General features: G+C 70.0%; 14 protein-coding genes. 6 read left to right on the top strand and 8 right to left on the bottom strand.

The window, feature by feature from the left end:
* Positions 1-38: 38 nt before the first annotated feature.
* From J1M64_RS09065 to J1M64_RS09045, 5 genes are all read right to left on the bottom strand, one after another.
* Positions 39-263 (bottom strand): hypothetical protein, encoded by a 225-nt coding sequence (locus J1M64_RS09065; protein ID WP_120285617.1) that lies wholly within the window; start codon positions 261-263, stop codon positions 39-41.
* Between the two features lie 6 nt (positions 264-269).
* Positions 270-1,115, bottom strand: a complete 846-nt coding sequence (locus tag J1M64_RS09060; RefSeq protein ID WP_067720228.1) for a carbohydrate ABC transporter permease — start codon at positions 1,113-1,115, stop codon at positions 270-272.
* Between the two features lie 98 nt (positions 1,116-1,213).
* Positions 1,214-2,203, bottom strand: coding sequence for a carbohydrate ABC transporter permease (locus J1M64_RS09055; protein ID WP_163376979.1), 990 nt, complete (start codon positions 2,201-2,203; stop codon positions 1,214-1,216).
* Positions 2,204-2,391: 188 nt separating this feature from the next.
* Positions 2,392-3,660 (bottom strand): ABC transporter substrate-binding protein, encoded by a 1,269-nt coding sequence (locus J1M64_RS09050; protein ID WP_206473938.1) that lies wholly within the window; start codon positions 3,658-3,660, stop codon positions 2,392-2,394.
* Positions 3,661-3,938: 278 nt separating this feature from the next.
* Positions 3,939-4,994 (bottom strand): ABC transporter ATP-binding protein, encoded by a 1,056-nt coding sequence (locus tag J1M64_RS09045; protein WP_067720081.1) that lies wholly within the window; start codon positions 4,992-4,994, stop codon positions 3,939-3,941.
* A 206-nt stretch (positions 4,995-5,200) separates the two neighbouring features.
* Here J1M64_RS09045 and J1M64_RS09040 point away from each other — a divergent pair, with 206 nt between their 5' ends.
* Entirely contained in the window at positions 5,201-7,315 is a 2,115-nt protein-coding gene (locus J1M64_RS09040; protein ID WP_206473937.1) for a PhoX family phosphatase, read from the top strand.
* Between the two features lie 90 nt (positions 7,316-7,405).
* Here J1M64_RS09040 and J1M64_RS09035 read toward each other — a convergent pair whose 3' ends face one another.
* Positions 7,406-8,218, bottom strand: coding sequence for an alpha/beta fold hydrolase (locus J1M64_RS09035; RefSeq protein ID WP_206473936.1), 813 nt, complete (start codon positions 8,216-8,218; stop codon positions 7,406-7,408).
* Positions 8,219-8,331: 113 nt separating this feature from the next.
* Here J1M64_RS09035 and J1M64_RS20185 point away from each other — a divergent pair, with 113 nt between their 5' ends.
* From J1M64_RS20185 to J1M64_RS09020, 3 genes are all read left to right on the top strand, one after another.
* A complete protein-coding gene (locus J1M64_RS20185) occupies positions 8,332-8,865 on the top strand; it encodes a MarR family winged helix-turn-helix transcriptional regulator (RefSeq protein WP_069389855.1) in 534 nt (177 codons plus the stop codon).
* Between the two features lie 9 nt (positions 8,866-8,874).
* The gene (locus tag J1M64_RS09025) at positions 8,875-9,549 is read left to right on the top strand and encodes an SDR family oxidoreductase (protein WP_206473935.1); all 675 of its coding nucleotides are present in this window, start codon (positions 8,875-8,877) and stop codon (positions 9,547-9,549) included.
* A gap of 72 nt (positions 9,550-9,621) precedes the next feature.
* Positions 9,622-10,710 carry a 2-dehydropantoate 2-reductase gene (locus J1M64_RS09020; RefSeq protein WP_206473934.1) on the top strand — a complete coding sequence of 363 codons (1,089 nt, stop codon included), beginning with the start codon at positions 9,622-9,624 and terminating at the stop codon, positions 10,708-10,710.
* A 57-nt stretch (positions 10,711-10,767) separates the two neighbouring features.
* Here the strand turns inward: J1M64_RS09020 and J1M64_RS09015 are convergent, their stop codons facing one another.
* On the bottom strand, positions 10,768-11,049 hold the full coding sequence (locus J1M64_RS09015) for an Lrp/AsnC family transcriptional regulator (protein WP_067720093.1): 282 nt from the start codon (positions 11,047-11,049) through the stop codon (positions 10,768-10,770).
* Between the two features lie 38 nt (positions 11,050-11,087).
* Between J1M64_RS09015 and J1M64_RS09010 the strand changes: the two genes are divergently transcribed.
* Entirely contained in the window at positions 11,088-11,777 is a 690-nt protein-coding gene (locus J1M64_RS09010) for an AIM24 family protein (protein ID WP_206473933.1), read from the top strand.
* Between the two features lie 49 nt (positions 11,778-11,826).
* On the opposite strand, the gene J1M64_RS09005 is transcribed toward J1M64_RS09010, so the two are convergent.
* A complete protein-coding gene (locus tag J1M64_RS09005) occupies positions 11,827-12,201 on the bottom strand; it encodes a nuclear transport factor 2 family protein (protein WP_067720096.1) in 375 nt (124 codons plus the stop codon).
* A 190-nt stretch (positions 12,202-12,391) separates the two neighbouring features.
* Between J1M64_RS09005 and J1M64_RS09000 the strand changes: the two genes are divergently transcribed.
* A complete protein-coding gene (locus tag J1M64_RS09000) occupies positions 12,392-13,822 on the top strand; it encodes a sugar porter family MFS transporter (RefSeq protein WP_206473932.1) in 1,431 nt (476 codons plus the stop codon).
* Positions 13,823-13,958: the final 136 nt, after the last annotated feature.

The following is a 13,958-nucleotide window of genomic DNA, read 5'->3' as shown; positions in this document are numbered from 1 at the left end:
GGCTGGGGCGGGCGCGTGTCGGCGCGGGCCACGGCGGGTCAGCCCCGCTTGACCGCCCGGTCGACCCGGCGCCACGTCCGGTACGTGTACCCCGACGCCACGAGCATGAGCACCAGCACGAGCGAGGCGAAGATCGACGGTCGCCCGGTGAGGATCAAGCCCACCGCGTTGACCAGCGCCAGCACGGTGAAGAACCCGACGAACCCGCCGATGACCTCCAGCCGCTGCCGGGCACCCAGGGCGTCACCGCCGCTCCGAGCCACCGCCGATCAGCTCTTCAGGCCGCCGGCGGTGAGGCCGGAGATGATCCGCCGCTGGAAGATCAGCACCATGATCACCAGCGGCACGGTGACGAGCGCGCCGGCGGCCATGATCGCCGCGTGCGGCGGCAGATACGGATTGACGCCGGAGAACCGGGCGATCGCCACCGTCACGGGCTCGGTCGCGGTCGTGGACAGCTGCTGCGAGAGCACGAACTCGTTCCACGTGATGATGAACGCCAGGATCGCGGTGGTGAACAGCGCCGGCGCGGCGAGCGGGAGGATGATCTTGATGAACGCCTGGCCGCGGGTCGCACCATCGACGCGGGCGGCCTCCTCCAGCTCCCACGGCAGGTCGTTGAAGAACGACGTGAGCGTGTAGATGGTCAGCGGGAGCGCGAACGAGATGTTGGGGATGATGAGCGCCTGGTAGGTGCCGATCCAGCCGATGTCGGTGAACAGCTGGAACAGCGGCGTGACCAGGGCGACGCCGGGGAACATCGACGCGGCGAGGATGATCCCGGTGACGAGGAACTTGCCCCGGAAGTCGACCCTGGCGAGGGCGTAGGCGGTGAACACGCCGAACGTCAGCGCGAGGGCGGTGGTGATCGAGCTGATGAGCACGGAGTTGATGATCGCGCCCAGGAAGTTGTTGCCGCCGTCCGTGGCCAGCGCCTCACGGAAGTTGTCGAGCGTGAGGTGCGAGGGCACCGGGCTGGCGGAGAAGATGAACCGGTTGTCGCGGAACGCGGTCACCAGCATCCAGTAGAACGGCGCGAGTCCCCAGATGAGGATGAGTAGCGCGCCGACGTAGGTGCTGACGGTGGGGCCGAGCGGTTTGCGTGGTGGCTTGATGTCCTCGTCGTCGCGGCGCCGGTCGGGGCCGCGGGTCGACGACGACGAGGAGGTCGTCGGCGTGGTCGGCGACGTGCTCGGTTCAGACGCTCGGTGACTCACCGGATCTCCCCCTTCTTGCCCGTGCGATCCTCCACGACGTTCGCGCCGAGGAATTTCACCATGATGTACGCGACGGCGAAGACCAGCAGGAACACCAGTGTCGATATCGCGGAGGCACTGTTGAAGTTGCCCATTCTCATCTCGTTGACCACCAGCATCGACACGGTCGCGGTGGGCGAGTTGGAGTTGGCCGACACGAGGATGACGGGCAGGTCGTACATGCGCAGCGCGTCGAGGGTGCGGAACAGGATCGCCACCATGAGGGCGGGACGCACCAGCGGGAGGGTGATGCGGACGAATTGCTGCCAGCGGGACGCGCCGTCCACGCGGGCCGCCTCGTAGACGTCACCGGGGATCATCTGCAACCCGGCGAGGATGAGCAGCGCCATGAACGGCGCGGTTTTCCACACGTCGGCGATGATGATGGCCATACGGGCGTAGAACGGGTCGGTGGTCCAGGCGATGTTCGTGCCCAGGATGGTGTTGGCGATCCCGTTGGGGGCGAAGATGAAGGCCCACAGTTTGGCCGTGACGGCGGTGGGGATCGCCCACGGGACGAGCACGGCGGCGCGCAGCAGGGAGCGTCCCCAGATGCTCTTGCCCATGACCACGGCCATGGCGAAACCGAGCACCGTCTCGAGGGAGACGGTGGTGACGGTGAAGAACAGCGTGTTGCCCATGGCGGGCCAGAAGTCCACGGACGAGACGCCCGGCGGACAGGTGACGGTGCCGTCGCCGCCGGGAGCGGGGCAGGCCTGCGTCAGCCAGTAGAGGTAGTGCTGGAAGCCGGCGAACCCGCCCTCCGAGAACATGCCCGTGGCCGGGTCCAGGCCGCGGTCGGCCATGAACGACAGGTACACCGCGCGGATGACCGGGTACCCGATCACCACTGCGAGGATGGCCAGGGCCGGACCCACCATCCACACCGGCCGCCAGTCGAACTTCTTCTCGACCAGTGGCGCCGGGGACTTCTCGCTCGTCGTCATCGCCTCGCTCCTCGCCGGGTTCGCGCCCGCCCCACCAGGGACAGGAGGTGGGCCCCGGGAACGTTACCCGGGGCCCACCTGCCCTGGTCCGACAACCGTCTGTCACCGGACCGTGTCGATCATGCGGACTGCGGTGATCGTTGACCTCGTTCGATCACCGTGCTCGGTGGATCACTGTGCGTTGTGAATCACTGTGCCTGTTCGATCGCGGCCGTCATGTCGTTGAGGGCCTGCTCCACGTCCTTCTCCCCGCGAAGCGCCGCGAAGGTGTTGTCCTGGATCGCCTTGGACACGGACGGGTAGAACGGCGTGACCGGGCGCGGCTCGGCGTTGTCGAGCGCCGCCTTCAGGGCCGGCATGTAGGGGAACTCCTGCTGGAGCGCCTCGTCGTCATAAATCGAGGACAGCACCGGCGGGAACGACTGCTCGGCGAAGCCCATCTGGACGTCCTCGGAGATGATGAACTCGAGGAAGGCCCGCGCGGTCTCCTTGTTCTCGGAGAACACGTTGATCGCGTTGTTGTAGCCACCGAGCGTGGACTGACCGGCGCCGTCCTCGCCGACGATCGGGGCGACCTGGAAGTCACCCTGGACCTGCGACGTGGGGTCGGACTGGCCCGACTCGTACATGTACGGCCAGTTGTAGGAGTACATGGTCTCGCCGGCGAGGAAGGCCTGCGCGGTCTCCTCCTCCGTGAACGCGTCGGTCTTCTGGGGGATGACGCCGCCCTTGTAGGCGTCGACGAGGGCGGTCAGGCCGGCACGCGCCTCCTCGGTGTCGAGCTCAGGGGTATTGCCGTCCTCACCGACGACCTGCCCGCCCCAGCTGTGGATGAACTGGGTGGCGGCGACGGTCAGACCCTCGTACTGGCTGAGCTGGGTCTGCAGGCAGTCGACGTTCGCACCCTCCGCGGCCTCGCAGGATGAGACGAGCTCCTCCCAGTTGGCGGGAGCCTCCGGCTGGAGGTCGGTGCGGTAGTACAGGAGCTGGGCGTTGGTGTTCTGCGGCACGCCGTAGAGGGTGCCGTTGTAGGTCGCCGAGTCGACGGCGGCCTCGATCAGGCCGGAGGTGTCGACCTCGGTCTCGTTCTCGATCGGCTGCAGCCACCCGTTGGCCGCGAAGTACGCGGTGTCGGTGACGTCGAGGGCGAACACGTCGTACTCGCCGCTCTCGGTCTGGAGCGACTGCGTCAGGGTGTCGCGCTGCCCGTCCTGCTCGGCGGGCAGCTCGCGGAGGGTGACCTCCTGGTCGGGGTTCTCCGCGTTCCACTGCTCGATGACGGGGCGGAGCTTGTCGGTGTCGTTGCTGCCCATCGCGAAGGTGATGGGGCCGACGCCCGAGGTGCCGGCCTGCGCCTGCTCGTCGGATTCATCGCCACCCGATCCACACGCCGTGGATACCAGGGCGACTACGGAGGCGGCCGCCGCCGCCTTGAGGAACCTGCCGTGAACGGCCATGCGCTCTCTCCTACTGTCGTGTCTCGACTCCCCTCGGCGAGTGCCGACGGGGCAGTGGACCGGTGCCGACTGTGACGCGGGTCTCACTGAGGACCTGCTGAGCGTAACCCACGAGACGGCGGTGGCGCGGGACCACGTGCGGACACGCGACCGACGCGCCGTCGCTCCCGACACCACGGATGGTCACGAGAGCGAGGTCACAGGAGTCACTCTAGCAACACCGCTCGGGGCGGACACCGGCGTGTCCCGCTGTCGGCACGGGCCCCGGCCCCGTGGAGTCAGCGCAGCCTGAGACCGGATTCCACGTCGAAGAACCGCACCTCGTCGTCGAGCGCCTCGAGGTACATGGTGTCGCCCTTGCGGGGGTGGTCACCCGACTCCGCCCGGTACACCACCGGGTGGTTGTCGCGGGTCGAGCAATGCAGGTAGCTGTCCGCCCCGAGCTCCTCCACCAGGTCCACCGTCACCTCCAGCCCGTGGCCTTCCGCGGCCATCCGCAGGTGCTCGGGCCGCACGCCGACGGTGACCCTCGACCCCGAGCCGGCGGGCACGGGTTCACGGAACCCCTCGAGGTCCACCGCCCCGTCGGCGACAGGGGCGTCGAAGAGGTTCATGGACGGTGACCCGATGAAGCCCGCCACGAAGGCGTTGACCGGGTTGTTGTAGAGCTCGCGAGGGGCGTCGACCTGCTGGAGCACCCCGTCCTTGAGCACCGCGACGCGGTCGCCCATTGTCATGGCCTCGACCTGGTCGTGCGTCACGTAGATCATCGTGGTGTGCAGGTCCCGCTGCAGCTTGGCGATCTGTGCGCGCGTGGCCACCCGGAGCTTGGCGTCGAGGTTGGACAGCGGCTCGTCCATGAGGAAGACCTGCGGGTTGCGCACGATCGCCCGCCCCATGGCCACGCGCTGACGCTGGCCACCGGAGAGCTCCTTGGGCTTGCGGTCGAGGTACGGCACCAGGTCGAGCATCTCGGCCGCGCGGTCGACGCGCTCCGTGATCTCCGACTTGGACGCTTTGGCCAGCTTCAGGGCGAAACCCATGTTCTCGCGGACCGTGTAGTGCGGGTACAGGGCGTAGTTCTGGAACACCATCGCGATGTCGCGGTCCTTGGGCTCGGTGCCCGTCACGTCCCTGTCACCGATGAGGATCCGGCCCGCCGCCACGTCCTCCAGGCCGGCCAGGGCGCGCAGGGTCGTCGACTTGCCGCAACCGGAGGGTCCGACCAGGACGAGGAACTCGCCGTCGGCGATCTCCAGGTCCAGGCGGTCGACGCTGCGTCGCGCGGCCCCCGGATAGACGATGGACACGTTCTCGAAGGTCACCGAGGCCATGAGAAATAATTCCCTTCACCGGCAGGAACGTGCCGGACGATCCGAGATAGAGGGCGAACACGGGTGACTGTAGCGGCCCGCACCCGAGTTCACCCGCACTGCGCACACAGTTCATCCGGGCGTGGCCCGCGCGCGGCCGCCCGGTCGTCCCGCGCGCCTAGCGTGCATGCGTCCACTACGACTGTTGACGCCTCCAGGAGACTCGAATGTCCGTCCGCCGCCTGCTCCCGATCGCCACCGCCCCGACGCCGGGGATCTCCAACCGACAGCACGTGACCTGTGTCTACAAGTGCGGGGACCAGTGCGCCGCGCCGGTGCCCAACGCCACCGACAACCCGTACTTCGGGGACATCGCCATCGAGATCAGCCGCCGCGGTGCGCTCAAGGCCGCGGGTGTCGTGGCGCTGGCGGTGGGCGCCACCCAGGTGCTGCCCGCGGCAGCCGCGGCGCAGGGCTCGTCCGCCGCCGGCTCGCTCGGCCCCACCGGATCCACCGGCGGCGCGACGATCGACACGGGGTTCGCCCCGGTCGCGCCCAACACCGCCGACGCCGTCACCGTCCCGGCGGGATACTCGAGCGATGTTGTGATCCGGTGGGGCGACCCCGTACTGCCGGGCGCCCCGGAGTTCGACTTCGAGAACCAGACCGCTGCGGCGCAGGCCATGCAGTACGGCTACAACTGCGATCTGGCGGTGATGTTCCCGATGGACGACCGCGACGATCGCTTCCTGCTCACCGTCAACCACGAGTACACGACCGAGCCGTCGATGTTCCGCGGCTACGATTCCTCGGCCCCGACCCGCGAGCAGGTCGAGATCGCCTGGGCGGCCCACGGGCTGACGGTGGTCGAGCTGTCCAGCCGCGCCGGCGACGGCGGGCTCGACCCCGTCATGGGGTCCTACAACCGGCGCATCACCGCGACCACCCCGTTCGAGCTGCGCGGACCCGCCGTCGGCCCCCTGACCCGGACCACGGCCGACCCGACCGGCACCCGCGTGCTCGGCACGCTGAACAACTGCGCCGGCGGGCACACACCGTGGGGCACCGTCCTGTCCGGCGAGGAGAATTTCAACCAGTACTTCGGCACCACCGGGACGGTCACCGACCCGGAGCGACTCGAGGCCCTGCGCCGCTACGGCGTCTCCGTCTCCCGCTCGGGGCGCCGGTGGGAGGAGTTCGACGCCCGCTTCGACCCGGCCGCCGAGCCCAACGAGGTCAACCGCTTCGGCTACGTCGTCGAGGTGGATCCCTGGGATCCGACCTCGACCCCGGTCAAGCACTCCGCGATGGGCCGGTTCAAGCACGAGGGCGCCTCGGTCCACGTCACCGGTGACGGCACCGTCGTCGCCTATTCCGGTGACGACGAGCGCTTCGACTACCTCTACAAGTTCGTCTCCAGCCGCCGGATCACACCCGGTACCGGTTCGGCCGCGCGGACCGAGAACATGAAGATCCTCGACGAGGGCACCCTCTACGTGGCGACGTTCGCCGGCAACTCCCCCGCCGCGCAGATCGACGGCTCCGGGACGCTGCCCGCCGACGGCGCGTTCGACGGCACCGGCACCTGGATCCCGCTCCTGACCGTCGCGCCCGGCGGGAACGCCGTCTCACACGTGCCGGACATGACGCCGGAGCAGGTCGCGGTGTACACCCGCATGGCCGGCGACCGCGTCGGCGCCACCAAGATGGACCGCCCCGAGGACGTCGAGCCCAGTCCGACCACCGGCAAGGTCTACATGGCGCTGACCAACAACACCCGCCGCACGACCGCGAACGTGGACGAGGCCAACCCGCGGCACAACAACAAGCACGGTCAGGTCGTGGAGATCACCGACGACCACGCCGGCACCACCTTCGGCTGGAACCTGCTGCTGGTGTGTGGCGACCCGGCCGAGGCGGACTCCTACTTCGGCGGCTTCGACAAGTCGAAGGTCAGCCCCATCTCCTGCCCGGACAACGTCGCCTTCGACACGGCCGGGGGACTGTGGGTGTCCACCGACGGCAACGCCCTCGGCTTCAACGACGGCCTCTACTCGGTGGCGACCGAAGACCCGAACCGCGGCGAGACCAAGCTGTTCCTCACGGTCCCTGTCGGGGCCGAGACCTGCGGACCGCTGGTGTTCGACAACCGGGTGATCGTCAACGTCCAGCACCCCGGTGAGACGGACGGCGCGTCGATCGAGAACCCCGCCTCGCACTGGCCCGACGGCGGCACCTCGCAGCCGCGGCCGTCGACCGTGGTCGCGTGGCGCAACGGGTTCTCCGGTGGCGCCGGCTCTCTCGGTTCGGGCTCCCTGCCGACGGGTCTGATCGGCTCCTGACGGCGGACGGCCGGGCCCGCGGGTCGGGCCGGCGGATCGGGCCGGCGGGTCGGGCCGGCGGGTCGGGTCGGGTCGGTCGGGTCGGGTCGGTCAGGCCCGACTGCCGGCCCGCGCGTACGCCAGGCCGCGCTCGGCGCCGGCGGCGATCGAGGCGGCGACGCCCTCCGGGTCGTCGGACATCGGCACGTGCCCGTCGGCGCTGACCTCGACCCTCGCCTGCGGGAACAACCGCGTGGCGAGTGAGACCTGCCGCACCGGAAGAACCATGTCGAACCGGCCCCACCGGATGGTGATCGGCAGGTTCTCGTCGACGGGGGCGGAGAACACGAACGCCCGCCGGTCGGCCCGGTCGAGCACGGTGTTGGACACGATCGCCTCGCTGTCGATGGCCGCGGCCTCCGCCGGGTACCGCCACGGGCGAGCGCAGAACACCGCCATCATCACCGCGCGTCCGGCGGCCCGCTCGGTCAGGGCCGGGGTGTGGCGGCCGATCCGGCCGGCCGCCCGGCGGAGACTCCGGAAGACGCTCACCGTGTAGCGCCATTCGGCGTGCGAGCGGAAGAACCCCGCGGGCGACAGCGCGGTGACGCTGCTCGCCAGTCCCCGGGCGCCGAGCTCCAGCGCGAGGAAGCCCCCCAGGGAGTTGCCGGCGATGTGGGGGCGCTCCCCGGCCGGGACGACCTCCTCCAGGAGGGTGACGAGCTCGGAGACGAAGTAGTCGAGCACGTCGCCGGTGTCCGGCAGATCCGCGGACCGCCCGTGGCCGGGCAGGTCCACGACCACCACGCGGAACCGGTCCGCGAGCAGCGGCACGACCGGATCCCAGGCGTGCGCCCGGTGGCACACGCCGTGCAGTAGGACGATGGTCGGGCCGGCCCCGGTGATCTGGTGATACAAACCCATGCGATCAGTATCCACCGCGGGACGAGGTGGCGCCCCATGACGGGAGAAGTTCGGCCTAGATTCGGTGCCGCGAGGCTTCCGGGGCGGAAGCCGGTGTCGAGGGAGCAGGGTTCATGGAGACGACGACGAGCGATCCGGCGATACGGGAAGGTGAGCCCGGGCGGGGACTCGCCGAGAAGTTCCGACCCATCCTGTTGCGCCTGGACCTGCTTGTCCGCCGGCAGAGCACCCAGTACGCGCTGAGTCGCGCGCAGACCTCGATCCTGCACACCCTGGCCTGCCACGGGCGGCTGCGGATGTCGGACCTCGCCCGACTCGAGAACGTCCGCGTACCGACCACCAGTAATTCGGTGAGCGTCATCGAGGCCATGGGGTACGTCGAGCGCGAACCCGACGCCTCCGACCGACGCGGGGTCTGTGTCCGCCTCACCGACCTCGGTCGGGCCCGCATCGAACAGGTCCTCGCCGATCGTGACCGGGACTTCGCCGAGCGGATGTCCTACCTGAGCCCCGAACACCGCGATCTGCTCTCCTCGGCGGTGCCCGCCCTCACCGCCCTCCTCGACGCCTTCGACGGCGATGTCGACGCCCTTCCCGACTCTCAGCAGTCCGACCCGCAGCACTCCGACGCCCCCCGGTCCGTCTAGCCTCGGGGCATGAGCACGGTTCTCGTCACCGGCGCCTCCCGCGGGATCGGGGCGGCGACCGCCCGCACGCTGTCCGCCCACCACGACCTCGTCCTCGTGGGCAGGGACGTCGATGCGCTGCGGGCCGTGGCCGCTGACTGCCGCTCAGCCCGGGTGGTGGAGGCCGACCTCACCACCGGCGACGGGGTCGCGCGCGCCGCCCGCGACATCAGCACCCTCGACGGCCTCGTCCACTGCGCCGGGGTCGCCGACCTCGGCCGGATCGACGAGTCCGAGGCCGGCCAGTGGCGCCGGGCGTTCGAGGTCAACGTGCTGGCCGTCGTCGAGCTGACCCGGGCACTGCTCCCGGCGCTGCGCGCGGCACGGGGCCACCTCGTCGTCGTCAACTCCGGCGCGGGGACCACCGCCAAACCGGGCTGGGGCTCCTACAGCGCCTCCAAGTTCGCGCTCCGCGCCGTTACCGACACCCTTCGCGGCGAGGAACCCGACCTGCGCGTCACCTCCATCCACCCCGGCCGCGTGGACACCGACATGCAGCGCGCGATCGTCGCCGCCGAGGGGCGCGACTACGACCCGGGCGCCTTCCTCCGCCCGGAATCGGTGGCCACCGCCGTCCGGCAGGCGTTGGAGTCCACTCCGGATTCGCACCCCACCGAGGTCGTCCTGCGGCCGCGCCCGCACTGATTCCCCCGTCCGGCGGACAGGTACGTCGAACGGCTCCCCCGCCGCCGCGCGTGTCGTAACCTCTGCACCACCATGACCAGCCCAAACCCTCCTCTTCGGATCACCGTGATCGGCGCGGGCGTGATCGGTTGCTACCTGGGCGGCCGGCTCGCCCGCCACGCCGACGTGACCCTGGTCGGGCGCCCCCACGTGCTCGACCCGATCCGGGCGGTGGGACTGACCGTCGAGTCCGGAGACGGCGAGGACGCCCGGCTCCACATCCCCGCCGACGCCCTCACCCTGGCCACCGGGCCCGAGAGCGTCCGCCGCTCGGACGTCGTGCTGGTGTGCACCAAGGCCGGGCAGACCGCCGCCGCCACCGCCGAGTTCGCACCGTTCCTCCGGCCGGACACGCTGGTCGTGGGCCTGCAGAACGGTCTGCACTCGGCGGACCTCATCCGGGAGCTGCTCGACAGGACCACGGTGATCCCCGGCGTCATACCGTTCAATGTCGCGCGCATCGGCCCCGCCACCTATCGGCGGACCTCCACCGGGGTGATCCGGCTCGCCGAACATCCCATGGCCGTCCCGCTGATCCGCACCATGGCGGCGGCCGAGCTGCCGGTGCGGCCCACCGACGACATCCAGGCGGTCCTCCACGGCAAGGTCCTGCTCAACCTCAATAACGCCGTCCAGGCGCTCTCCGGGCTCCCGCTGCGCACGGAGCTGCTGGACCGGGACCTGCGGCGCTGCGTCGCCCTGTGTCAGGCGGAGGCCAACCGCGTGTTCACCGCGGCCGGGGTGGTGCCGCGGGTGCCGCTGGCCATCCCCGCCGGCGCCCTCCCGGTGGTGATGCGGCTGCCCAACCCGCTGTTCCGCCGCCTCGCCCGGGCCGCGGTCCGCGTCGACGCGGACGGCACCTCGTCCATGACGGACGATCTCGTGCGCGGCCGGCCCACCGAGGTCGAGTACCTGCAGGGCAAGGTGGTCAAAATGGCCCGCACGCTGGGCCTGGAGGCGCCGGCCTGCGCGCGGACGGTGGCGCTGGTGCACGAGGCCGAGGCGGCCGGCGAGGACCGGCGACAATGGACCGGCAGGGAGCTCCTCACCGAGCTGCAGCGCGCCCGACGCCGGGCCCGCCGTCGGGCCCGGATACAGCAGATGACCGGCCAGCCGACCTGACTCCCGGTCCCCGTAGCCGATGCGGCCCCCGTAGCCGGTTCGGTCCTCGTACCCGATTCAGTCCTCGTACCCGATCGAGAACGCGGCCTCGAGATCGTGCTTGGACTGGGTGCGGAACGCGATGTGGGTCTCGGTGTCCACCACGCCGGGGACCTTGTTGAGGCGGTCCGAGACGATGTCGGCGATCTCGTCGTTGCGCCGGGCCCGCACCAGCACGATGAGGTCGATGGTGCCGGTGACCGAGTAGACCTCGGAGACTCCGTCGATATCGGCGATGGCCCCGGCGACCTCGGGGATCCGCGCCGTCTCGGCGTGGACGAAGACGATTGCGGTGATCATGACCCCAAGGCTAGTGGAGCGGGCGTACCGTGTGCGCCATGATCCACGGGGACCTCTTCCAGTCGGCGCGCGAGACGGAGACGAACCGCCCGTTCGCCCTCCAGAACTCCAAGATGCTCAAGGTGACGCTCGCCGACCAGCCGATCCTCGCGCGGACCGGATCGATGGTCGCCTACCAGGGGCAGGTCGGGTTCGAGAACGTCGGCAGCGGCGGGATCGGCAGGATGTTCAAGGCGGCGGCGACGGGGGAGGGTGTGCCCCTCATGCGCTGCACCGGGCGGGGTGAGTTGTTCCTCGCCGACCAGGCCTCCGAGGTCCAGGTCCTCTACCTGGAGGACGACATGATCTCGGTCAACGGTGCGAGCGTGCTGGCGTTCTCCGAGGGGATCGCGTGGGACATCCACCGCATCGCCGCCAAGGGCGCCGTGATGACCGGCGGGTTGTTCAACGTCTCCCTGCGGGGGACCGGGTTCGTGGCGGTGACCACCAAGGGACAGCCGGTCGCCCTCGACGTGACCTCCGCACCGACGTTCGCCGATCCCCAGGCCGTGGTCCTGTGGACCGCCGGCGTGACGATGGACGTCCGGGTGGACACGGGCGGGGTGAAGTCCCTGCTCCGGGGCGGGTCCGGGGAGACGTTCCAGTTGGCGTTCGGCGGTCAGGGACTGGTGGTCGTGCAGCCGTCCGAGAACGTGCCCCAGGGGGCCGGGAGCCAGGGCGGCGCGTAGTCCGCGCGCCCCGGCGACCCCGGCCGGCGCGGGGTTCAGGGGCGCGGGGTCAGCGCATGTTCTCCGGGGTCCAGTAGGCGCGCATCGAGGTGACTTTGCCCTGCTCGTCGTGGGTCATGAGGTCCCACACGTTGATGGTGGCCTTGGAGTCCGCGTCGAAGTGGGTGGTGATCTCGAAGTTGAACAGCAGGTCGTTTCCGCACACGCGCGCCTCGAGCACCTCGCCCTCGATTTTCATCGCCACGACGCTGGCGTAGAACTCGCGGATGCCCGCCTTGCCCTCGTGGACGGTGCCGTTGCCCACCGGGTCCTCGACGGTGGCGCCCTCGGCGTAGAGGTCCATCACGGCCTCGAGGTCGCCGGCGGTCAGTGCCGCGATGTAGGAGTCTGCGGTGGAACGGATCTGGTCGGGTGAGGCGCTCAAGGCGGTGGCCCTTTCGGTGACGACGACGAGGTGACCCCGAGCCTAGAACGTGTTCTCGTCCCGTGGGGGCGGACCGGGCGGACCGGGTCGAACCGTCGTCCCCGGTGTGACTTGCGCCACTCACGCCACGTGTCTACGCTCCTGACACCACCTGGAGCAGGTGCCACCAGCGCGGAAGCGGGGGTACGTCATGTCCACGCAGCAGACCTCACCCACACCTGCCGAGGAGGAGTCGTTCAACACCGGGCGGGTGGTGCTCATCTCCCTGGTCGCGGCGTTGGGCGGCTTCCTGTTCGGGTTCGACACCGCGGTGATCAACGGTGCCGTGGACGCCGTGCAGGAGACCTTCGAGATGAACGCCGGGCTGACCGGCTTCGCCGTGTCCTCCGCCCTGCTCGGGTGCATGGTCGGCGCCTACGTCGCCGGTCGTCTGGCCGACCACTGGGGTCGCACCCGCGTGATGATCCTCGCGTCGGTGCTGTTCACCGCGAGCGCCCTGGGCACCGGGTTCGCCTTCGGGCCCGTCGACCTCATCGTCTGGCGACTGGTCGGCGGGCTCGGGGTGGGCGCGGCGTCCGTCATCGCGCCGGCCTACATCGCCGAGGTCGCCCCGCCCGCGATCCGCGGCCGTCTGGGGTCACTGCAGCAGCTGGCGATCGTCTCCGGCATCTTCGTCGCACTGCTCTCCGACGCCTGGCTGGCCGGCATCGCGGGCGGCGCGATCGAGGAACTGTGGTTCGGCGCCGAGGCGTGGCGGTGGATGTTCTGGGCGGAGGTGATCCCCGCCGTGACCTACGGGGTGCTCGCGCTGACCATCCCCGAATCACCGCGCTACCTGGTGGGCAAGGGCATGGTCGACCGGGCCCGCGAGGTCCTCCGCTCCATTCAGCAGGGCGGTGTCGACTCCCGGATCAGGGAGATCCGCGCGACGGTCCGCGACGACCGCAAGCGCTCGTGGCGCGACCTGGTCAAGCCGGGCGGGGTCAACCTGCTGCCCATCGTGTGGATCGGCATCATCCTGTCGGTCTTCCAGCAGGCCGTGGGCATCAACGTGATCTTCTACTACTCCACCTCGCTGTGGCAGTCGGTCGGCTTCACCGAGGAGGACGCGCTCACCCAGACGGTCATCACGTCCGTGACGAACATCGTGGTGACGATCGTGGCGATCGCACTCATCGACAAGATCGGCCGCCGCAAGCTCCTCATCACCGGGTCCGTCGGCATGACGATCTCGCTGGCCGTGATGGCGCTGATGTTCAGCACCGCGACCATGGGACCGGGCCCGGACGGCGAGCTCGCCCCGCAGCTCGCCGACACCCAGGGGCTGATCGCGCTCATCGCCGCGAACGGGTTCGTCGTGTTCTTCGGCATGTCGTGGGGCCCGGCCGTGTGGGTGCTGCTCGGCGAGATGTTCAACAACCGCATCCGCTCCGCGGCCCTCGGTCTGGCGGCCGCCGCGCAGTGGCTGGCGAACTTCGCCGTGTCCACCGCGTTCCCGCCGATGGCCGAGTTCAGCCTGACGTTCACCTATGGCTTCTACGCGGTCTCCGCGCTGCTGTCGCTGCTGTTCGTGGCGAAGTTCATCCCGGAGACCAACGGTCGGTCGCTGGAGGACATGTAGCGGCGCGGCCTACCCCGCCGCCCGGCCCCGGCGCCCGCAGCGACGGCGCTGGGCGGCGACGGCCTGTGAGCGCTCGCCGAGAAGAGGAATTCGCGCACTGCTTCTCGAGAGATACAGGCGAAATCCTCTGCTCGGC

Source organism: Dietzia sp. KRD202 (assembly GCF_017168155.1).
Lineage (GTDB): Bacteria > Actinomycetota > Actinomycetes > Mycobacteriales > Mycobacteriaceae > Dietzia > Dietzia kunjamensis.
The sequence above is the reverse complement of the archived record's forward strand: the minus strand, read 5'-3'. Positions and strand labels throughout refer to the sequence as shown.